This is a genomic window from Mycobacterium sp. E3251 (assembly GCF_001666835.1).
Classification (GTDB): Bacteria; Actinomycetota; Actinomycetes; order Mycobacteriales; family Mycobacteriaceae; genus Mycobacterium.
In genome coordinates this window covers 1-20,536 of record NZ_LZJF01000101.1, presented here as the reverse complement: position 1 = coordinate 20,536, position 20,536 = coordinate 1, and the positions used below count along the sequence as shown (strand labels likewise).

Sequence of the window (20,536 nt, the reverse complement as noted above, 5' to 3'; positions counted from 1 at the left end):
CGGCGACGGCGCCGAAGGGAGCGACGGCGAGCAGCAGCGCGGGGGCCAGCAGCTGAGGCGCCGTGGCCAGGATCTCGAGGATGTGCGTCGGCCAGTCGAACAGCGCGAGCTGAACGATGTACTGGAAGGCCAGCGCAGGATTGTGCACCAGGTAATAGCCGAACTGTTCGAAGTCTTCGAGAAGTTCCAGCGCTCGAACGACCCACCAGATCGGCTGGCTCGCGTTCGTGTAGGCGTCGTAGGGCAGTCCGTTGACGGTGCCCTGCGCGGGGTCCCAGTTGATGCCGAGGTTCTTCAAGATCTGCGCAATGAAGTCATCGAGCGGATTGTCGATCGTGGGGTCGTGGGCGACATTCGACGAGTCACCGGATGAGGCATCGGATTTCACGATCTGCGGCGCTGGATCGGGGGGCGGTGTCGACGCCACGGCCGCCGTGGAGATCGCTTGATAGGTGGTCATGGTGGTGGCCGCCTGCACCCACATCCGCGCGTAGTCCGCCTCGTTCACCGCGATCGGAACAGTGTTGATGCCAAAGAAGTTCGTCGCGACCAGGGCGCCGTGCACGACGTGGTTTGTCGCCAGCTCGGGCAGCGTCGGCATCGCCGCCAGCGCCGCCGTGTAGGCGGCCGCGGCGGTCTCGTGCTGAGCGGCCGTCGCGGCGCTGTGCGCGCTGGCCTGCGTCAGCCACGCGAGGTAGGGCGCATGCGCGGCCACGTACGACTCCGCGCTGGGCCCCTCCCATGAGCTGGCCTGCGCCGCGGCCAAGGTGCCGCTGAGTTGTGTTGCGGCCGAGGCGTATTCGGTGCTCAGTTCGGACCATGTCGCCGCGGCCGCGAGCAGCGACGCCGGACCGGGCCCGCTGCTGAGCAACGCGGAGTGCACCTCCGGTGGCGAGGCCATCCAGATCGGCGCCGTCATGGGTCTCCTCGGGCTGGAAGGGGTACCAGGCAGAGGAGAGCTTAATGAAAATGATTTCCGTTATCAACTCGTCAGGGCGTACCGCGTGCCCGCGCTAGACCAACGGGCGCCCCGTCCTGATCCGGCGGTCGACGTCGGCCAGCAGCACGTTGAACGGAAACCGCCGAATGAACCGCGGCAAGCACCGGTTCACCACGGCCAACGTCGCGATGAGCCGGTCGAAGCGACGTTGCCTGGTGGCGTCCCAGGGCAGCCGCATCTCATCGCGGAACCGCTGCGGCAGAAAGCCCGTGGTGATCAACAACGGAAGCCTGTCGGCGAGGCGCTGCAGCGGTCCGGGCAAGGCGAGCCCCGGGACGCGGGACGCGGCGATCGGATACAGGTACTCGCGCACGGCGTCGTCGATGCGGACCTTGTCCAGCGACTCCTGCCAGTACCGGTCGAACGCGGCCCGGTCCGGCGGCCACATCTCCGGCGGCACCTGCAGCGTGGTCGCCAGCGCCATGCCCTCGCGGTAGTGCCGGTCGGCCTCCTCCCCGTCCAGCTCGCCGGTGAACATGCGGTAGATGTCGACCCCGCCCTTGTACAGGCAGGCCCCCACCCACAGCTGCAGATCAGGGTCGAAGGCGTTGTACTGCACCGGGCTTTCGGGGGTGGAGTAAACCTGGGCGTGAGCCCGGTTCACGGCGCGGCGGAAGGCCTCCTTCTGAGCGTCGCTGCCGTTGGTCGCCACCGCCAGGTAAGTGAACGTGGTGCGGGCACGCTTGATCGGATGCAGGTCGACGCGGCCGCTTTCGACGCGGCTCTCCATGACGCCGTAACCGACGCCGGGCCGCGCCAGCTGCATGATCACGTTCGCCGGGCCGGCTAAAAGCGCGACGCCCATCAACCCCTCGTCGATCCCGAGCGGCCGCCGGCGGTGACGCCGCCGTGCGGGCAATGGCCGCGGCGCATCGGCGACGCCGCGCTCGACGTGTCGAGCCGGTTCGTGAACGGCCTCGTGTATCGCCATGGTCAGACCTCCCGCGGCGGAGCACGCTAATGTGCGAACGCCTGTTTCCTGATATTGTCGCGGCGTCGCGTTGGTGTCAAGATGGTTCGCATGAAACCCTCGAGCGCGCGGCCGTACCGTGGCGTCGAGGCCGCGCAGCGGCTGGCAACGCGCCGCAACCGGCTCCTGTCCGCGGGTCTGGAGCTACTCGGCGCGGAGCAACAGAGCATCTCCGCGGTCACCGTCCGCGGCGTCTGCCGCCAGGCCGGCCTCGCGGCGCGGTACTTCTACGAAAGTTTCGCCGACAAAGACGAATTCGTCGCCTCCGTGTTCGACTGGGTGATCGCCCAACTGACCGCCACCACCCAGGCCGCGGTGGCGGCGGTGCCTCCGCCCGAGCAGACCCGCGCGGGCATGGCCAACATCGTCCGCACCATCGCCGACGACGCCCGCATCGGTCGCCTGCTGTTCAGCACGCAGCTGGCCGATCCCGTGATCGTGCGCAAGCGCGCCGAGTCCAGCGCAATGTTCGCCATGCTGTCCGGCCAGCACGCCGGAGACGCGCTGCGCGTCCCCGCAAACGACCGCATCAAGGCCGCGGCGCACTTCGTGGTCGGTGGCGTCGGGCAGACAATCAGCGCCTGGCTCGCCGGCGATGTCCGACTCGAGCCGGACGAGCTCGTCGATCATTTGGCGGCACTGCTCGACGAGCTCGCCGAACCCAACTTGTACCGACTCACGGAGACGGCGGCGAAGCCGCGGGGGAAGCCGTGACGCGTGTCCTCACACCGGGCAAGCGGTATGCCACCCCGTGGTGGCGGTAAGCGAGAAGTCGCTCAACGCGGCCGAGATGTGTTGCCGTAAATCGGCCTTCGAATTGGGACGACCCAGCTCGAAGGCAAGAAACGAGATGAAGACCCGGCCATGCACCCTTCCCGACAACAACGCCAGCGCCCCGTTGGTGCGGTACATGGTCGCGGTGGTCACCCCCGGGTACACGGTCTTCATGGCGAAGTAATCGGCGTCGGTGCCGTCCGGGAGGTTGACGGCTCGGTCCACCGATCCGAGGTTGGACGACACGACGGTGATCGCGCTGCCGGTAACCACGCCGATCAATCGCCGCATGACGCGTTTTGGAATCAGGGGAACCAGCGGCAGCAACGCCCAGCGCTCGTCGGGCTCATCGTGGTGGCGGGACAGCGCTTCCTTGATCCTCGCGCGGATTTCACGCAAATCCCTCCTCGCCGGTGCGGGGTCGACCGTGATATCCACGTTGACGACCGCATTGGCCCGGGTGTCACCGGGGGTACGCTCGTTGACCGGCATCCCCACATTGACCGTGCCGTCGGCGGCGACCCGTCCCACTCGCCCGGCGAGGTGGGCCGCCAAACCCGCGAGCAGGGCGTTGCTCGTTCCGCCGAGCGTGGTTGCGCGCGCGTCCCATTCGTCGGCATCGATGAAGACCGTTGCCATGGGCAGCGTGATGCGTTCGTCGGGCCCGGTGAGCGGAACGTGCCGCTTGGTGTCCGGTGACGCGGCGGCTGCACGGCCGGCCCGGGCCATGCGTGCCGCCGCAACGACGGCCCGACCCACATCCGTTGTGTCTCGCGCGGTTTGGCGCGCGTCCTCACACAGCGCCCGCCACCGCCCCCGCGAAGCCGGCGCGGGCCAGCCGATGGCGTCGTCGCGGCCGCACGCCGCGTCCGCCAACGCCTCGCACAGCCCGACGCCGTCGGTGAGGCAATGAGTTACCACCAGGCTCACCGCCGCGCCCCCATCGTTCAGTGGGAGCACTCCCAGGTGCCAACCGGGGCCACGCTCGGCATCCGGCCGCCTGGCCGCCTGCTCGTCCAGCCAGTCGTCGATCTCGTCGCGCGGCCGCGGCGTTGCGACGATATCCAGGTCGGGCTGATCGTGGGGCGCTACCCAACGATGCCGGCCGAACGGCAAGGGGGACCGTTCGATGCGCCGACGCAGCCGTCCCCGGCCGAGATGGTGATGGAAGGCTCGCAGCCCGTCCATGTCGACGGCGCGGTCGTACACCCAAATACATTGGAGCACGCTGGTAGTCGATGTCGCTCGCTCCCCGAGGAATAGGGTCTGGTCGGCCAGGTCCAACAGGTTGTTCATCGCTAGGCCGCCTCGTCGTCGTTCTCCGTCGGCGCGATCACCCCCGGCTCGTCGGTGGGCTCGACGATGCGGGTAAACATCTGACCCAGCGTCGCGATGTAGCGGCCGACCGACTCGCGCGCAATCGCGTTGTCCGGAAAGGACATTGTCACCGTGGTTCGTTCGACGTGCCGGTTGATCCACATGTTGATCCCGCCGGCGGACAGATTGTCGCCATAGGTCCCGAAATTCATCTCCGCCCACATCCCGACGAGGGGTATTTTCCGGAAGTCGAGGAAAGAGACCATCATAGGCAGCTGTGTTGGCAACTTGATGGCCAGCCCATCCAGCGTCGCCAACTCCAAGACCCGTTCGACCGGCACGGCGGCGAGGTCCTTGGCGGCATCGAAAGACTTCTGTGCCGCCCGCGCTGCCTCGGGGAACGAGTCGCCGGTCGTCGGCACGGAAACCGGGATCAGGCTGGCGAACCATCCCACGGTCATCGTGTCGATGCCCGGCGTCCGGGTGTCCCTGGCCGTGAATCCGTAATAGGTTTCCTTGCCGGTCAATGCGCGCTCCGCCAACGCTGTACACGCCAAGACTCCCCCGATGAAGCGGGCCCCGGCCGCGCAGCAGGCAGCGTCGAAAGACGCGGTCCCCGCGGCGTCCAACAACTCGACCGTCAACAGATCACCCTTGCAGCTGGCCCACGTGTCGCCCAGTGGCAGCGGAAAGCTCGGCCAGTCGCCGTCGGCCTCGCGCGCGAACGCGATCCAGTCCTTGATCTCCGGGGAGGACATGGTCAAGCCGGCCGCGTTCTCGCGCTGCCGCGCCGCGTAGTCGCGATAACTTCTGACCTCGGGGGGCACGGCGAGCTCACGCACTTGCGAGCCCGCCGCAAGTTCCTGGTATGTCAGGTGGACGTCGAGGAAAATCAGTGCGGCGGACAAGCCGTCGATGTGCAGGTGGTCGACGCTGGCGTAGAACGTGAAGTGGTCGGCCCCCTGGACGACTCCGTATGTGAAGCAACCCCATCCGAGGGTCTCGGGTGTCGTGGCCAGGACGTGCGTGCGCGCCTGGTCGGGGCTCATCGGTCCGAACGCCACGGGAGCGAAGTCGATGACCTCGGGGTCCTCGATCACCCGGCGGACGATGACGCCCTCCTCGAATTCAAACCAGCTGTGGTAGGTGTCCTGCCTACGGACATGCGAATTGATCGCGGCCGTCATCGCCGGCATGTCACACACACCGGGAATATCCCACGCCACGACCATCAGGCGGGGCAGCTGCCTGTTGAGCGCCTTGCCGTGGTAAGCGGTCCAGAGGTGTTGATTTTGTTGATAACTCGGGGCCGAATAGCTGCGCCGTGCGGCGCGAGCCGCTTCGTGCGCCGCGGGTGTGGCCATCCAGGTGGTCAGTGGGCCGTGCGGTGGCTGCCATTCGCTGATGCTTCCGAGTGCGACCATTTCTTGATCCTCGCCCTTCGCGATGCCTATTCCGTTGTGCGGCAAGGGGGTAGCGGAAGAGCCATCCGTAATGGCCCTTCTGCACAGCATGAATTCAATTTCGTATCGGGGATCTTTTGCGACGAATTTCCGTATGTTGGCCCGAACTTACGGTGTCGCTTGTACCCCCTGCCGCCGTTATTGCACGTTAGTACAGGAAGGTGAGGATTGCTGCGTTTTAGGAAGATTCGCAATCTCGTGCGATCGCGGCGCCAGGCCGGTAATCTTCTTTACCCTCACCGGGTCGACGCACGGGTCCGGCGCTTCGGCCTGGCGCGCCGAGCCAAATCGCGGCCGCCTCAGGGGAACAACGGCAGTTCCCACAGTCGCATGCCGGGGTCCAGCAGCCACAACCGCATCATCGTGAGCCGCATCAACCGTTGCGCGCTGAAGATCAGGAACACCGCCAGCGGCACCTCGACCAGCAGCGCGGTAGTCACCGACAGCCAGACGTCCTTGGGTCCGGCCGTCATCAGGTCGAACCAGGCGTCGCAAATCAGCAACACCCCGGTGGTGAACGCGGCCGGCACCAGCAGCTGGCGACGCAGGTACCCGAGCACCGCCGTCGCCACCATGAATCCGACCAGGAGAATGTCGAAGCCCACCCATGTCACGGGCCAGTTGTGGGCAACATAGTTCTCCGGCAACGTAACCGAGAGGTATCCCAGCCAGGGAACCATCGCCATCGAGCCGCCGACCATCAGACTCAACCGGATGCGCCGCACCCTGGCCAGCAGCGCCGGGTCGATCAAGTCGCCCACGGGCTGTTCGAGCCGAGAAATGAGCTGCCGTCGCTGCTGGGGCGTGAGCGCCGCGATCTGCGCGTCGGTCAGGATGCCGTCGGTCACGGGCGGCCGGCGACCACCGGAGGTCGGCGGTCCGCCGCGGTCTTGGGCACGGCCTGAGCATCGGTGGCATCGAATTCTTTGACCCAGCATGCGAATTCGAGGGTGATGCCATCGGGGTCCTGGAAGTAGAACGACCGCACGTACACCCCGGGATGCACCGTCGCGGACACTTGCATCGGGCTCTCGTCATGGTTGAGCACCGGGCCGACGCGCACCCCTTTGTCCTTGAGCCGCTGGCGGTAGGCATCGAACTTTTCGGCCGGCACGTGGAATGCGAGATGGTTCATGGTGCTCACCGCGCTGGTGATGTCGCCGATACCGGGGATGGCGCCCGGCGACGAGATGCCGGGCACCCGGTCGGGGGCGTCGGCGAACCAGAAGAATGCGACGCAGTCGCCGTTGCCGGCGTCGAAGAAGAAATGCTGGCCCGCCCCCCCGGGCAGGTCGAGGGACTTGATCAACGGCATGCCGAGGACCTTGGTGTAGAACTCCACGGTCCGAGCCATGTCCGAGCAGACCAGCGCGACGTGGTTGATCCCGCCGAGTTCGAATTCCGTGTTGGTGTTGTGTGGCTTGATCATCGCGCGGCTCCCCTCGGTCCCCGGCTTGAAGTCCTGGCCAAGTTGTATTTCTGAATCTAACATCGGCCTGAAGTTTGTTTCGAGATGTCCGATGCCAACAGGGCCGGTGAGATGACGCCTAACACCGACGCCGCAGGGGTTATCCGCGAGTTTGTCGGCCTGCCGTCGCCCACTGCCGGCCGCGCCGGCGCGGGTGGGCATCCTTGCCAGGGGCTGTACTACCGCGGGGTGGGACGCAAGCCGAAGGTGGCGATGATCGCCACGCACTACCAGATCGACTTTTCCGAGCATTACCTCGCCGACTACATGGCCACCCGCGGTGTCGGCTTTCTGGGCTGGAACACCAGGTTTCGCGGCTTCGAAAGCAGCTTCCTGCTCGACCACGCGCTGGTCGACATCGGCGTGGGGGTGCGCTGGCTGCGCGAAGTGCAGGGAGTGGAAACCGTTGTGCTGCTCGGCAACTCGGGCGGCGGATCATTGATGGCCGCATATCAGTCGCAGGCCGTGGAGCCGAACGTGACCCCGCTGGACGGGATGCGTCCGGCCGCGGGCCTGACGGAGTTGCCGGCCGCCGACGGCTACGTGGCCACCGCCGCCCACCCCGGCCGACCCGACGTGTTGACGGCCTGGATGGATGGTGCCGTCGTCGACGAGAACGACCCCGTCGCCACCGATGCCGACCTCGACCTGTTCAACGAGCGCAACGGGCCGCCGTATTCACCGGAGTTCCTCACCCGTTATCGCCGGGCGCAGACCGCACGCAACCACGCCATCACCGACTGGGCCGAGCAGGAGCTCAAACGCGTTCGCGCAGCAGGCTTTTCCGACCGCCCGTTCAGCGTCATGCGCACCTGGGCCGATCCTCGCATGGTCGACGCCAGCATCGAGCCGACCAGGCGTCAACCGAACATGTGTTATGCGGGTGTTCCGGCCAAGGCGAACCGGTCGGCGTACGGCATCGCCGCCGCCTGCACCCTGCGCAACTGGCTGGGCATGTGGAGCCTGCGGGTGGCGCAGACCAGGGCCGAACCGCATTTGGCCCGGATCAGCTGTCCCGCCCTGGTGATCAACGCCGAGGCCGATACCGGGGTCTTTCCGTCCGATGCCCAACGGATTTTCGTCGCGCTCGCCGGCCCCGACAAGACGCAGGCGTCGATCGACACCGACCACTACTTCACCACCCCGGGCGCTCGTGGGGAGCAGGCCGACATCATCGCGAAGTGGATCGCCAAGCGGTTCCACTGAGGAGCCCACCACCACGGACACCATTGGGTCTGGCACGCCCGGCGACCCCGGTAGTCAACCAACCGACCGGTTGTTAGTTTGGAGGGTGCCTGGCCAAGGCGAACCCCTAAAGCATGGGAAGGCGACCAATGCCGATCGCTATCACTCCTGAGCATCAAGACCTGGCCGATTCGGTGCGGTCGCTGGTGGCGCGCATCGCGCCGTCGGAGACGTTGCACGCGGCAATGGAGACACCCATCGACAATCCCCCGCCGTACTGGCGGGCCGCGGCCGAGCAAGGCCTGCAGGGTCTGCATCTAGCCGAGTCCGTGGGCGGGCAGGGTTTCGGCATCCTCGAGTTGGCCGTCGTGCTGGCCGAGTTCGGCTACGGTGCGGTGCCGGGCCCCTTTGTGCCGTCGGCGATCGCCAGCGCACTGATCTCTGCCAACGACCCGAACGCGAAGGTGCTCTCCGAGTTGGCCTCCGGCGCCGCCATCGCCGCCTACGCGATGGACTGCTGCGGACTGACCGCCACGCGCCAGGGCGACACACTGGTGCTGCGCGGCGAGGTCCGCGCGGTTCCGGCGGCTGCGCAGGCCTCCGTGCTGGTGCTCCCGGTCGCGATCGACAGCGGCGAGGAATGGGTGGTGGTGCGCGCGGAGGAGCTTGAGATCGAGCCCGTGAAAAGCCTTGATCCGCTGCGGCCCGTCGCCCACGTTCGGGCCAACGCCGTCGAGATCGAGGCTGACGCCGCGTTGTGCAACCTGAGCATGGCGACAGCGCACGCGCTGATGACGACGCTGCTGTCCGCCGAGGCGATCGGGGTGGCGCGCTGGGCGACCGACACCGCGTCCCAGTACGCCAAGATCCGTGAGCAGTTCGGCAGGCCGATCGGTCAGTTCCAGGCCATCAAGCACAAGTGCGCCGAGATGATCGCCGATACCGAGCGGGCCACCGCGGCGGTGTGGGACGCTGCCCGCGCTATCGACGAGGCGCGCGAAAACGGTTGGGATATAACGGGTTCCAAGGTTGAGTTCGCTGCCGCCGTCGCGGCGACACTGGCGCCGGCGGCCGCTCAACGGTGCGCTCAGGACTGCATTCAGGTGCACGGCGGGATCGGCTTCACGTGGGAGCACGACACGAACGTGTACTACCGCCGGGCGCTGATGCTGGCCGCCTCGTTCGGCCGCAACTCGGAGTACCCGCAGAAGGTGGTGCACACCGCGACCAGCACCGGGGTGCGGGCGGTCGACATCGACCTCGACCCCGACACCGAGAAGCTGCGGGAGGAGATCCAGGCCGAAGTGGCCGCGCTCAAGGCGATGGAGCGCGCCGAGCGCAAGGTCGCCGTCGCCGAGGGCGGCTGGACGCTGCCGCACCTGCCGAGACCGTGGGGCCGCGCCGCCAGCCCGGTCGAGCAGATCATCATCGCCCAGGAGTTCACCGCCGGCCGGGTCAAGCGCCCACAGATGGGCATTGCGACGTGGATCATCCCGTCGATCGTCGCGTTCGGGACCGAAGAGCAGAAACAGCGTTTCCTGCCGCCGACCTTCCGCGGCGACATGATCTGGTGTCAGCTGTTCTCCGAGCCGGGAGCCGGATCGGACCTGGCCGGGCTGAGCACCAAGGCCACCCGAACGGACGGCGGCTGGCGCATCACCGGCCAAAAGATCTGGACGACGGCGGCGCAGCTCTCCCAGTGGGGCGCTCTGCTGGCGAGGACCGACCCGAACGCTCCGAAGCACAACGGGATCACCTACTTCCTCCTGGACATGAAGAGCGAAGGCGTCGAGGTGAAGCCGCTGCGCGAGCTGACCGGGAACGCGATGTTCAACACCGTCTACATCGACGACGTGTTCGTGCCGGACGAATGCGTGCTGGGCGAAGTGAACCGGGGGTGGGAGGTCAGCCGCAACACCCTTACCGCGGAACGCGTTTCCATCGGCAGTAGCGAGGCGAACTTCCTGGCCACTCTGGGCCAGTTCGTCGAGTTCGTTCGCGACGGGCAGTTCGACCCGATCGCACAACACCGAGCCGGTCAGTTGATCGCCGAGGGTCACGCCGCCAAGGTGCTGAATCTGCGCTCCACGCTGTTGACTCTGGCCGGCGGGGATGCCATGCCGTCCGCTGCCATCTCCAAGTTGCTCTCGATGCGCACCGGCCAGGGCTACGCGGAGTTCGCGGTGTCCTCGTTCGGCACCGACGCCGCCATCGGCGACACCGGCGAGCTACCCGGCAAATGGGGCGAATATCTGTTGGCGAGCCGGGCCACGACCATCTATGGCGGCACCTCCGAGGTGCAGCTGAACATCATCGCCGAGCGACTGCTCGGGCTTCCCCGCGATCCCTAACTGCCACTTCCGATTTGACCCGGGGAGAGAGGGCCATGCCGACCTGAGGGGTGGTCAGGCCGGCATGGTTCCCCCCCATCCCGTGGGCCGGTCAACCTAGAAATGGATCGGCACGTCGAGGTTGACCGGTTGCCACGGGGAGGTGGTTCACCACCACCAGTTCCACCAGTGCCCGGGGGCCCAGAATCCGCGGCTGCCCGAACCCCAACCGGGGTGACCTCCGCCGCCCCATCCGTGGCCGCCCCATCCATGACCGCCATGACCCCCGCCTGGACGGTCGGGAATGATGCCGGGCCCCCCGGGCGTACCGTGCGGACCGGCGGTGGTGAAGCTGGTGTCGGGACCTGGTACCGGGGCCGCCTGTGCGGCGGGGCTGGCACCGAACAGCAGCGCTCCCGCCACCGCTGAAGCACCCAGTGCGCCCACGGCCGGGCCGCGTAACGATCGTGCAGAGATCGCCATCGCAAGCTCCTTCCAGGACCTGATGCCGACAAACAAAACGTTAGCCAGAACTTTCCCGGCAAACAACGTTGCTACACGGAAATGACGCTGTGAATTATGTAACAAATGGGTCAATTCCTCTGTGCGGATCGCAATTCAGTCGATTAAGGATTTCCATAAATCAGGAAATCGGCGGCTACTGACTTACGGAGCTTCCGAATTTATGCTGGTAGAGAGCCATCTACTGACATACTGGTTTGCACGCCTCCGTATCAGCGGATCCGCTGAATTACGACACCAAATCCCCCGCCGAACCGAATTCTTCCATCGCAATTCCCGGCGCCCATCAGCGCGTGGACAGCTATCCGCACAAATTTGCTGTAAGAAACCCCTGCTGCGGCGCCTGCCATCGGCGCGGCCGGTCCGCGGCCCGGCGGCGCGACTTACGCCGTCGTCGGTGGAAGAATCAGTATTGTCACACTCGAGCGCTGATTTACTGATTGGCCACTCATCGGAGGACGACCGCCGCAGTGAACTTCAACCCCAGCCACATCGGACCCGGCGCCGGAACGTTCCGGGGCCCCGGTCCGTCGGCCACACCGGCAGGAGACGCCGCGCCGACCGAGCGCCTCACCGGGCTCGGGCAGCAGGGCGCCCACCGGATCGTCAGCCAGCCGGCGGCCAACCAGGCGGGCCGGGGCCAGCGGACGCGCCGCACCGTCGACCTTCCGGCGGCCACCCACCGCGCCCTCGACATTTGGCAGCGCGAGGCCGCGGATCGCCTGGGAGTCGCCCGGGTGACCGGACAGGAGGTCCTCACCGCGCTCATCGACCAGCTGCTGGTCGACCCCAAACTCGCGGCACAGATCACCCGCGCCATCAAAGACCGGCGCTGACCCCGACCGGGGACAGCGGCTAGTCGACCTCCATCTCACGCAACTCGCGCTTGAGGATCTTGCCCGTCGGGTTACGCGGCAGCTCGTCCAGGAAGACCACCTCGCGCGGCACCTTGTAGCGGGCGAGATGGTCGCGGACGTAATGCTTGATGGTGTCCTCGTCGACGTCGGAGCCGTCCTTCTTCACGACGAAGGCGCGCAGCCGGTGTCCCCACTCCTTGTCCTCGACGCCGATCGCGGTCGCCTCGACCACTTCGGGGTGCCCGCTGATCAGGTCCTCGACCTCAGCGGGGAACACGTTCTCGCCGCCGGAGACGATCATCTCGTCGTCGCGGCCGCTGACGTACAGCAGCCCGTCCTCGTCGAAATAGCCGACGTCACCGGACGACATGAGGCCGTCGATGATCTGCTTGTGGCCGCCGCCGGTATAGCCCTCGAACGGGAAGGCGTTGCCGACGAAGATGCGCCCGACCTCACCCTGCGGCTTCTCCTTGCCGTTGTCGTCGAGGATTTTGACCTTCACGCCCTTGACCACCGGGCCGACCGTGGACGCGTTCTTCTCCAGGTCCTTCGGTCCCGCGATGGTGGCGAAAGCGATCTCGGTCGAGCCGTACATGTTGTAGATGACCGGGCCGAGATCCTTCAGCGCGCGGCTGGCCAGCTCGGCGCCCAGCTGCGAGCCGGAGATGAACACGATTTTCAGGCTGGACAGGTCCGGCTTCTTGTCCATCTTTTCGACGGCGTCGAGGATCCGCGACAGCATGACCGGCACCACCACCATGGCGGTCACCTTGTGCTTCTCGATGTCCTCGAGGACGAGCGGCGGCTTGAATTTGCGCCGCAGCACCAGCGTCGACCCGAGGAACATCGCGATGGTGCCGTGCAGAAAACCCAGCGCGTGAAACATCGGGGCCGGCAGCGAGGTCACCTCGTTGGCCTTGAACGGCACGTGCGACAGGATGCCCCCGATCGGCGCCAGCGTCGGCGGGGTGCTGCGGTTCGCCCCCTTCGGGGTGCCGGTGGTACCGCTGGTCAGGATGATGATCGACGAGTGCTTGCTCGCCTTGGGGGCGGGTTCCTTGCTGCTGCGCTCGATCAGGTCGGCCAGCGTTTCGTCCTTGCTGCCCGACGGCTCGTCGGCGTCGGGGTTGGTGCCCAGCGCGCGCAGGAAGCCCAGTTCCGGCTCGGCCTTGCTGACGGCCTTGGTGTATTCGTCGTCGTAGATGATCAGCTTGGCGCCCTCGCGTTCGGCCACCTCTTTGATTTGCGGGCCGGAGAACTCGCTGTTGAGCAGGATGATGCGGGCACCGACCCGGGCGGCGCCGAAGTACGCGATCAGGAACCAACGGGTGTTGCGCGCCAGGATCGCGACCCCGTCGCCGCCCTTGACGCCCATCTCGAGCAGGCCGTTGGCCACCGCGTGGGCCGCGTCATCGAGCTCCTTGAAGGAGAACTCGCCGTCTTCGTCGATGCACGCCGCGCGGTCGGGGTGGCGTCGGGCGTTCAGCGACGGCAGCATGCCGAACTCGCCCCACTTGTAGATGTCGTTCGCCATCGCGGCGTAGTTCTGCGGCGGTTCCAGCCGGAAGGCGCCCGCCTCGAAGATCTTGCGCACGTAGTGCAATTCAGCCGAGCCACGTTCCAGGTACTGCTGAACCTTGGCAACCGCCTGCCCGGGCAGGCCAATCAGATTAGGCATCCATCCACCCTATGTGACGTCCGTCGCATTCCGAGGGGTAAGTACCCACCGACTTACGATGATGAACATGGGTCCGGTTTCGCTCGAGGTGGCCGGGCGTCAGGTCACGATCACCCACCCGGACAAGGTGGTGTTCGAAGCCCACGGCGGCGCGGGGCCGCACACCAAACTCGACCTGGTCCGCTACTACCTGTCCGTGGCCGAGGGGGCGCTGCGCGGCGTTGCCGGCCGGCCGATGATCCTCAAGCGCTTCGTCAAGGGGATTTCCGAGGAAGCGGTGTTTCAGAAGCGCGCGCCGAAGAATCGGCCCGACTGGGTGGACGTCGCCGAATTGCGCTACGCGCGGGGCACTTCGGCCGCCGAGGCCGTCATCCACGACGCCGCCGGCCTGGCATGGGCGGTCAACTTGGGCTGCGTCGACCTCAACCCGCACCCGGTGCTGGCCGACGACCTCGACCATCCCAACGAACTGCGGGTCGACCTGGATCCGATGCCCGGGGTCCCCTGGCGGCGGATCGTCGACGTCGCGCTGGTGGCCCGCGAGGTGCTGGAGGACTACGGCCTGACCGCGTGGCCGAAGACTTCCGGGAGCCGCGGTTTTCACATCTACGCGCGGATCGCCCCCCGCTGGGAATTCCGGCAGGTGCGGCTGGCCGCCCAGACCGTGGCCCGCGAGGTCGAGCGGCGGGCGCCCGACGCGGCGACCAGCCGGTGGTGGAAGGAAGAACGCGAAGGGGTGTTCGTCGACTTCAACCAGAACGCCAAGGACCGCACGGTCGCGTCGGCGTACTCGGTGCGGGCGACTCCGGACGCCCGGGTGTCGACGCCGCTGCTGTGGGACGAAGTCACCGAGCGCCTTCCCGAGGAATTCACCATCGACACCGTGCCCGGCCGGTTCGCCGCGATGGGTGACCCGTGGGCGGGGATGGACGACGCGGTCGGCGAGCTCGACCGGCTGCTGGTGCTGGCCGAGGAGATGGGTCCCCCCGAGCGCGCGCCGAAGGGATCGGGCACGTCCGACGGCCGGCGCCGGTCGGTGATGCCGCTTATCGAGATCGCCCGCACCAAGACCAAGGACGAGGCGCTGGCCGCGCTGGACACCTGGCGCGACCGCCACCCGGACGCGTCTCGCCTGTTGCAACCGGTCGACGTCCTGGTCGACGGCATGCGGGGCCCGAGTTCGATCTGGTATCGGATCCGGATCAACCTGCAGCATGTGCCGGTTGACCAGCGACCTCCGCAGGAGGAACTGATCGCCGACTACAGCCCCTGGGAGGGTTACGGCGGTAAGCAGAAGCCGTCGAGCTGAAGGGCGGGTTACACCCCGGCCCGTGCCAGCGCGTGGTAGGCGTTGCCCTTTCGCAGGTAGCAGTACCAGGTGACCACCAGCAGGGCCAGGAAGAAGCCCACGTAGAACCGCAGCGCGGGTTCGATGCTGCCGAAGTGTGATTTCGACCAGGCGTACGCCAGCGGCACGACGAAACCGCCGAAGGCGCCGATCGACGAGATCACGCCCAGGGCGCCGGCGGCCTGGCGCCGCATGTGCGCCATGGTGTCGGGATCGCCGCCGGCGAGCTGCCCCTTGATCGCGAAGATCCTCGAGATCATCCGGTAGGTCGAACCGTTGCCGATGCCGGTCGCGACGAACAAGAACATGAAGCTGGCGAAGAACAGCGGCAGATTCTTGGCGTTGACCGACCACAGCGCCGCCGTGGCGCCCGCGGCGAGCATGACGAAGCTGACCGCGGTGATCCGCGCGCCGCCGATCCGGTCGGCGAGTCTGCCGCCGAGGGGCCGGATGACCGAGCCGATCGCCGCACCGAGGAATGCCCAGGTCAAAGCGATGTCACCCCGACCGAACACCGTCTTGAGCAGGGTCGGGAAGGCCGCCGAGTAGCCGATGAACGAGCCGAACGTGCCGATGTAGAGCAGCGACATGACCCAGGTGTCGGGATGCCGCAGCGACTGCCAGACCGGCCGCACGTCCGCCTTCGCCTCGGACAGGTTGTTCATGAAGAGAAACGCGCACACCGCGGCCGCCACGGCCAGCGGCACGTAGAACAGGCCGGCGCGCGCCAGCGCCACCCCGCCGCCGGCGACGACGATGGGCGGGATGATCTTCTGCACCACCGCGACGCCGATGTTGCCGCCGGCCGCGTTGAGGCCCAGCGCCCAGCCCTTGTCCTTCTCCGGGTAGAAGAACGAGATGTTGGCCATCGACGAGGCGAAGTTGCCGCCACCGAAGCCTGCGGTCGCGGCGACCGCCACCAGGACGCCGAACGAGAGGCCGGGATGGCTGACCGCCCAGGCCAGCAGCACGCACGGGATCAGCAACAACGCGGCCGAGATCGTCGTCCAGTTGCGACCGCCGAAGAGCGGGACCGCGAAGGTGTACGGCAGGCGCAGGAAGGCGCCGACCCCGCTCGGGACGGCGACCAGGCACAGCGCCTGGCTGGCCGTCAGCGCCCAGCCGGACGCGGACGGATGCCCGTGGGGTCCCGCGGTCATCTGGACCACCACGATGCTCCACAGCATCCACACGCTGAATCCGACGTGCTCGGCGAAGATCGAGAAGATCAGGTTGCGGCGGGCGATCGGCTTGCCGGTCGTCTCCCAGAACGCGGGGTCTTCGGGCCGCCAGTCGTCGATCCAGTGCCCGCCCCGGTGGCGCGGGCGAGGAGGCGCGGGCGCCAGGACCGGGGCGATCTGATCTTCAGAGGTCGTGGTAGTCACGCCCCGACGTTAGGAAAGGACTGTTACCGGGCCGCGTGGCCACAGTTACGCCGGAGATACGTGGATCTCGCAACGGCCCCTGGGCCGCTGTAACAACTTTGTCGGACCTTTTCGCACCCGAAATGCGGGAGAATCGCCCCATGCAGGCGACTGACCAGCCCCTCGGGCTGCGGGAACGCAAGAAGATCAAGACCCGCCATGCCCTCCGCCGCGAGGCGTTGCGGTTGTTCGACGCGAACGGCTACGGCGCCACCACCGTCGAACAGATCGCCGACGCCGCGGATGTGTCACCCAGCACGTTCTTCCGGTACTTCGGATCCAAGGAGTCGCTGCTGCTGGCCGACGACCTCGATCCGCTGATCCTTGCCGCGTTCGAAGCCCAGCCGCCGGAGCTGTCGCCGAGCCAAGCCATCCGCCGCGCCTACGCCACGACGATGGCCGGTCTATCGCCCGAGCAATTGGAGTTCGAGAACACCCGTCAGCGGCTGATCTTCTCGATACCCGAGCTCAAGGCCGCCCTCTACGACGAGTACTACCGCACCGTGAACGTCATGGCGGAGGCCATCGGTCGCCGGATCGGCCGTGACGCAACCGATTTCGAGGTCCGCGTGTACGTCGGCGCGATGGTCGGGGCCATGATGGCGGCGTTCGACAGCGCGCCGAAAACGGCCGAAACCATCTATCGGGCGCTGGACTTCCTGGACGCCGGCATGCCGCTGGGCTGAGCGCGCAACCGCGCGGCGATGCCCCGGCGGGCAGGGAACGCGATAATCTCACGCGATGCGTCAGGGTTGGAATCGACGGGGATTCTTGCAGCTCGCAGGGGCTGCGACGGGCGCCGCGGCCGCCGGGGCCCCGGCGGCGTGCTCGTCGGGCAAACCGTCGTCCGATGCCTCCGGCGGCAAATCGGTGACCATCAACCACCTGTTCGGGCAGACCGTGGTCAAGGAACCCCCCAAGCGCGTGGTCAGTGCCGGCTATACCGAGCAGGACGACCTGCTCGCGGTCGGCGTGGTGCCGATCGCGGTGACCAACTGGTTCGGTGACCAGCCGTTCGCGGTGTGGCCGTGGGCCCAGCCCAGGCTCGGCGGGGCGCAGCCGGTGGTGCTGAACCTCGACAACGGGATTCCGGTCGACCAGATCGCGGGCCTCAAACCGGATTTGATCGTGGCCACCAACGCGGGCGTGGACGCCGACACCTATCAGAAGCTCTCCGCGATCGCACCGACCCTGCCGCAGTCGGACGGCGACGCCTTCTTCGAACCGTGGAAGGAGCAGGCCACCGCCATCGGCCAGGCGGTCTTCCAGGCCGACCAGATGAAGTCGCTGATCGCCGCCGTAGACCAGAAATTCACCGCCGTCGCCAAGGAACACCCGGCCTGGACCGGCAAGAAGGCGTTGCTGATGCAGGGCACGCTCTGGCAGGGCACCGTCGTCGCGACCATGGCCGGCTGGCGCACCGACTTCCTGAACCAGATGGGGCTGGTGATCGCCGACAGCATCAAACCGTTCGGCACCGACCACCGCGCCGTCATCCCGCGCGATCACGTCAGGGCGGTGCTCGATTCCGCCGATGTGGTCATCTGGACAACCGAGAACCCCGACGACCAAAAGGCATTGCTCGCCGACCCCGACGTGGCGGCCTCCCAGGCCACCGCGCAGAACCGGCACATCTTCACCACCAAGGAGCAGGCCGGCGCGATCGCCTTTTCCTCGCCGCTGAGCTACCCCTTGGTCGCCGACCAACTCCCCCCGCAACTGGGCAAAATCCTCGGTTAGATCGCGTGCGCGCCAGCGGCGTTTGAGTGTTTGCTAAGGCAGCTCTGGCAGTGTTCGAAAATCCGTCGCTCGCCCCTCGCCCGGTCGGCGATGGGGAGGTTACCGTCGAGTAATGAGCGTGACGGACCTTACCGACAACGTGTCCAAGGGCCTGCCGACGGAGCTGGTCGGCAACACGGTTCTGGACTTCGGCGACAACGCGCTGATGCTGCAATGCGGCAGCACCGCCGAGGTATTGGCGTGGGCGGCGCATTTGCGCGCCGAGGCGTTGCCCGGCGTCGTCGACGTCGTCCCGGCCGCCCGCACGGTTCTGGTGAAGCTGGACGGTCCCCGCCGCCAAGGGGTGATCCGCCAGCGGCTGCGCAAGATGCGCGTCACCGCCGAGGAGCTCGCCGCGCCGGATCGCCGTGCCGATGTGGTCATCGACGTCGTCTACGACGGCCCGGACCTCGCGGAGGTCGCCGGCCACACCGGGCTGACCATCCCGCAGGTGATCGACGCACACACCGGTTCGCTGTGGCGGGTCGGATTCAGCGGGTTCGCCCCGGGTTTCGCGTACCTGGTCGACGGTGACGCCCGCCTTAGGGTGCCGCGCCGTGGCGAGCCACGCACCTCGGTGCCCGCCGGCTCGGTCGGCCTCGCCGGTGAATTCAGCGCGATATACCCGCGCCAGTCGCCCGGCGGCTGGCAACTGATCGGCCGCACCGACGCGGTCCTGTGGGACCTCGAACGGCCCGAGCCGGCGCTGCTGACGCAGGGCATGTGGGTTCAGTTCCGGGCCGTCTGAGTTAAGGAGATCGCCGTGAGCACCCTGGAGGTTCTTCGCACCGGACCGCTCGCCGTCGTCCAGGACCTGGGCCGGCCCGGACTCGCCCACCTCGGCGTGAGCCGGTCCGGGGCCGCCGACCGTCGCGCACACCAGTTGGCCAACCGCCTGGTGGCCAACCCCGATGACCGCGCGACCGTCGAGGTGACGTTCGGCGGTTTCGCGGCAAGGGTCCGGGGCGGCGACATCGACATCGCCGTGACGGGAGCCGACGCCAACCCGACCGTCAACGGAATTGAGTTCGGCACCAACAGTATTCAGCACGTTCGCGATGGCCAAACGATCACCCTGGGCACTCCCCGCGCCGGGCTGCGGACGTACCTGGCGGTGCGGGGCGGGTTCGCCGTGGAGCCCGTGCTCGGCTCGCGCAGTTACGACGTGATGTCGGCCATCGGCCCGTCGCCGCTGCGGGCGGGCGATCAGCTCCCGGTCGGCCAGCACACCCCCGACTACCCCGAACTCGATCAGGCGCCGGTGGCGGCGATCACCGGCAACACGGTCGAGCTGGCGGTGGTGCCCGGGCCGCGCGACGATTGGTTCGTCGACCCCGATGTCCTGGTGCACAACGATTGGGTGGCATCCGATCGCAGCGATCGCGTGGGAATGCGGTTGGTCGGCCGCCCCCTGCAGTACCGCTACCCGGACCGCCAGCTGCCCAGCGAGGGCACCGCCCGCGGCGCGATTCAGGTGCCGCCCAACGGTTTACCGGTAATCCTCGGGCCCGACCACCCGGTAACCGGCGGCTACCCGGTGGTGGGCGTGGTGGTCGACGAGGACATCGACAAAATCGCCCAGGTGCGCCCCGGACAGTCGGTGCGCCTGCACTGGTCACGCCCGAGGGTTCTGGTGGGCGCCCAGCCTCAGTCCGGCGTCGCGGTCTTGCCGTTTTCCTAGCCGGAATGTATTCCAGCTCACATAGAATCGCGGGATCGGCCCGAATCACTTGAAACGGGCGGCCATTTCGGTGTTTGCGGCCTACAGGGTTTTACCAGACAACTGGTAATCAACTTACAGCCGATCCGGGCCGGATTGAGTTGACCCAACCGTGTCTCGAATGTGAGCATCGAAATGCACGGCGGGGCATCCCTCTTCATTCGGGGCGCCCACTCTTCTTCCCGTTGTGCGGCTGAATGGGGCCTGACGAGAGGGAATCTTATGCACGCCACCTCGCGCAGTGTCATCGACACGGCTCCGGTCGGCCTGCTCTCGCCATCCCAAGGCGCACAACCGGATTCAACGACAGTCGGCCGGAAGTGAGCACCGCCCCGTGACGAAAGGCGACACTCGGATGGCCCGCAATCACCACATCGCGGACTGGAATCCAGAAGACACGGCGGCCTGGGAGGCCGGCAACAAGAAGATCGCGCGCCGCAATCTGTTGTGCACCATCGCGGGCGACCACGTCGCCTTCTCGATCTGGACGCTGTGGCCCGTCATGGCGCTGTTCATGCCCGCGCACGTCTACGGCTTCTCCGCCGGCGACAAGCTGCTGCTGGGCGCCGTCGCCACCCTGGTCGGCGGCCTGGCCCGGATTCCCTACACCCTGGGCATTGCAGCCTTCGGTGGTCGCAACTGGACCGCCTTCTCGGCGTTCGTGCTGCTGATCCCGACGGCCGGCACCATCGTGCTGCTCG

General features: G+C 67.1%; 18 protein-coding genes and 1 pseudogene. 10 read left to right on the top strand and 9 right to left on the bottom strand.

Going from position 1 to position 20,536, the window contains the following annotated elements; all coding sequences use genetic code 11:
• A partial coding sequence (locus A5697_RS12735; protein WP_156673279.1) for a PPE family protein occupies positions 1-919 on the bottom strand: 919 nt, incomplete at its 3' end.
• Between the two features lie 94 nt (positions 920-1,013).
• Positions 1,014-1,931 (bottom strand): oxygenase MpaB family protein, encoded by a 918-nt coding sequence (locus A5697_RS12730; protein ID WP_068010730.1) that lies wholly within the window; start codon positions 1,929-1,931, stop codon positions 1,014-1,016.
• An 81-nt stretch (positions 1,932-2,012) separates the two neighbouring features.
• On the opposite strand from A5697_RS12730, the gene A5697_RS12725 reads away from it, so the two are divergent.
• Entirely contained in the window at positions 2,013-2,684 is a 672-nt protein-coding gene (locus A5697_RS12725) for a TetR/AcrR family transcriptional regulator (protein WP_067943250.1), read from the top strand.
• A 9-nt stretch (positions 2,685-2,693) separates the two neighbouring features.
• Here the strand turns inward: A5697_RS12725 and A5697_RS12720 are convergent, their stop codons facing one another.
• From A5697_RS12720 to A5697_RS12705, 4 genes are all read right to left on the bottom strand, one after another.
• The gene (locus A5697_RS12720; RefSeq protein ID WP_068010727.1) at positions 2,694-4,040 is read right to left on the bottom strand and encodes a hypothetical protein; all 1,347 of its coding nucleotides are present in this window, start codon (positions 4,038-4,040) and stop codon (positions 2,694-2,696) included.
• A 2-nt stretch (positions 4,041-4,042) separates the two neighbouring features.
• Positions 4,043-5,485 carry a condensation domain-containing protein gene (locus tag A5697_RS12715; RefSeq protein WP_068010724.1) on the bottom strand — a complete coding sequence of 481 codons (1,443 nt, stop codon included), beginning with the start codon at positions 5,483-5,485 and terminating at the stop codon, positions 4,043-4,045.
• A 338-nt stretch (positions 5,486-5,823) separates the two neighbouring features.
• Positions 5,824-6,372: a hypothetical protein gene (locus tag A5697_RS12710; RefSeq protein WP_068010721.1), complete on the bottom strand. Its 549-nt coding sequence runs from the start codon at positions 6,370-6,372 to the stop codon at positions 5,824-5,826.
• Entirely contained in the window at positions 6,369-6,953 is a 585-nt protein-coding gene (locus tag A5697_RS12705; RefSeq protein ID WP_068010718.1) for a VOC family protein, read from the bottom strand. The genes A5697_RS12710 and A5697_RS12705 overlap by 4 nt, the downstream gene beginning before the upstream one ends.
• A 111-nt stretch (positions 6,954-7,064) precedes the next feature.
• Here A5697_RS12705 and A5697_RS12700 point away from each other — a divergent pair, with 111 nt between their 5' ends.
• Both A5697_RS12700 and A5697_RS12695 read left to right on the top strand, forming a co-directional pair.
• A complete protein-coding gene (locus A5697_RS12700; protein ID WP_068010733.1) occupies positions 7,065-8,198 on the top strand; it encodes an alpha/beta hydrolase in 1,134 nt (377 codons plus the stop codon).
• A 128-nt stretch (positions 8,199-8,326) separates the two neighbouring features.
• Positions 8,327-10,528 carry an acyl-CoA dehydrogenase gene (locus tag A5697_RS12695; protein WP_068010716.1) on the top strand — a complete coding sequence of 734 codons (2,202 nt, stop codon included), beginning with the start codon at positions 8,327-8,329 and terminating at the stop codon, positions 10,526-10,528.
• A 147-nt stretch (positions 10,529-10,675) separates the two neighbouring features.
• On the opposite strand, the gene A5697_RS27730 is transcribed toward A5697_RS12695, so the two are convergent.
• Positions 10,676-10,990 (bottom strand): hypothetical protein, encoded by a 315-nt coding sequence (locus A5697_RS27730; RefSeq protein ID WP_156673278.1) that lies wholly within the window; start codon positions 10,988-10,990, stop codon positions 10,676-10,678.
• 509 nt (positions 10,991-11,499) lie between these two features.
• Here A5697_RS27730 and A5697_RS12690 point away from each other — a divergent pair.
• Positions 11,500-11,865 (top strand): ATPase, encoded by a 366-nt coding sequence (locus A5697_RS12690; RefSeq protein WP_067943259.1) that lies wholly within the window; start codon positions 11,500-11,502, stop codon positions 11,863-11,865.
• A gap of 19 nt (positions 11,866-11,884) precedes the next feature.
• Here A5697_RS12690 and fadD2 read toward each other — a convergent pair whose 3' ends face one another.
• Positions 11,885-13,564, bottom strand: coding sequence for a long-chain-fatty-acid--CoA ligase FadD2 (fadD2, locus tag A5697_RS12685; RefSeq protein WP_068010714.1), 1,680 nt, complete (start codon positions 13,562-13,564; stop codon positions 11,885-11,887).
• 58 nt (positions 13,565-13,622) lie between these two features.
• Here fadD2 and A5697_RS12680 point away from each other — a divergent pair, with 58 nt between their 5' ends.
• Entirely contained in the window at positions 13,623-14,873 is a 1,251-nt protein-coding gene (locus tag A5697_RS12680) for a DNA polymerase domain-containing protein (protein WP_156673277.1), read from the top strand.
• Positions 14,874-14,881: 8 nt separating this feature from the next.
• Here A5697_RS12680 and A5697_RS12675 read toward each other — a convergent pair whose 3' ends face one another.
• Positions 14,882-16,270 carry an MFS transporter gene (locus A5697_RS12675; protein ID WP_156673280.1) on the bottom strand — a complete coding sequence of 463 codons (1,389 nt, stop codon included), beginning with the start codon at positions 16,268-16,270 and terminating at the stop codon, positions 14,882-14,884.
• Between the two features lie 167 nt (positions 16,271-16,437).
• Between A5697_RS12675 and A5697_RS12670 the strand changes: the two genes are divergently transcribed.
• From A5697_RS12670 to A5697_RS12650, 5 genes and pseudogenes are all read left to right on the top strand, one after another.
• The gene (locus A5697_RS12670) at positions 16,438-17,022 is read left to right on the top strand and encodes a TetR family transcriptional regulator (RefSeq protein WP_067943939.1); all 585 of its coding nucleotides are present in this window, start codon (positions 16,438-16,440) and stop codon (positions 17,020-17,022) included.
• A gap of 55 nt (positions 17,023-17,077) precedes the next feature.
• Positions 17,078-18,076 (top strand): ABC transporter substrate-binding protein, encoded by a 999-nt coding sequence (locus A5697_RS12665; RefSeq protein ID WP_068010711.1) that lies wholly within the window; start codon positions 17,078-17,080, stop codon positions 18,074-18,076.
• A gap of 112 nt (positions 18,077-18,188) precedes the next feature.
• Positions 18,189-18,863 (top strand): allophanate hydrolase subunit 1, encoded by a 675-nt coding sequence (locus A5697_RS12660; RefSeq protein WP_067943935.1) that lies wholly within the window; start codon positions 18,189-18,191, stop codon positions 18,861-18,863.
• 15 nt (positions 18,864-18,878) lie between these two features.
• Entirely contained in the window at positions 18,879-19,796 is a 918-nt protein-coding gene (locus tag A5697_RS12655; protein ID WP_068010709.1) for a 5-oxoprolinase/urea amidolyase family protein, read from the top strand.
• A gap of 394 nt (positions 19,797-20,190) precedes the next feature.
• Positions 20,191-20,536: pseudogene (locus A5697_RS12650) on the top strand (MFS transporter); the annotation flags it as partial.

Excerpts from the sequence above, each read along its gene's own strand:
- A5697_RS12695 (WP_068010716.1), top strand. The coding sequence starts at position 8,327 with ATGCCGATCGCTATCACTCCTGAGCATCAAGACCTGGCCGATTCGGTG.
- A5697_RS12680 (WP_156673277.1), top strand. The coding sequence starts at position 13,623 with ATGATGAACATGGGTCCGGTTTCGCTCGAGGTGGCCGGGCGTCAGGTC.
- A5697_RS12705 (WP_068010718.1), bottom strand. The coding sequence starts at position 6,953 with ATGATCAAGCCACACAACACCAACACGGAATTCGAACTCGGCGGGATC.
- A5697_RS12730 (WP_068010730.1), bottom strand. The coding sequence starts at position 1,931 with ATGGCGATACACGAGGCCGTTCACGAACCGGCTCGACACGTCGAGCGC.
- A5697_RS12670 (WP_067943939.1), top strand. The coding sequence starts at position 16,438 with ATGCAGGCGACTGACCAGCCCCTCGGGCTGCGGGAACGCAAGAAGATC.
- A5697_RS12715 (WP_068010724.1), bottom strand. The coding sequence starts at position 5,485 with ATGGTCGCACTCGGAAGCATCAGCGAATGGCAGCCACCGCACGGCCCA.
- A5697_RS12660 (WP_067943935.1), top strand. The coding sequence starts at position 18,189 with ATGAGCGTGACGGACCTTACCGACAACGTGTCCAAGGGCCTGCCGACG.
- fadD2 (WP_068010714.1), bottom strand. The coding sequence starts at position 13,564 with ATGCCTAATCTGATTGGCCTGCCCGGGCAGGCGGTTGCCAAGGTTCAG.
- A5697_RS12700 (WP_068010733.1), top strand. The coding sequence starts at position 7,065 with ATGACGCCTAACACCGACGCCGCAGGGGTTATCCGCGAGTTTGTCGGC.
- A5697_RS12725 (WP_067943250.1), top strand. The coding sequence starts at position 2,013 with ATGGTTCGCATGAAACCCTCGAGCGCGCGGCCGTACCGTGGCGTCGAG.
- A5697_RS12665 (WP_068010711.1), top strand. The coding sequence starts at position 17,078 with ATGCGTCAGGGTTGGAATCGACGGGGATTCTTGCAGCTCGCAGGGGCT.
- A5697_RS27730 (WP_156673278.1), bottom strand. The coding sequence starts at position 10,990 with ATGGCGATCTCTGCACGATCGTTACGCGGCCCGGCCGTGGGCGCACTG.
- A5697_RS12720 (WP_068010727.1), bottom strand. The coding sequence starts at position 4,040 with ATGAACAACCTGTTGGACCTGGCCGACCAGACCCTATTCCTCGGGGAG.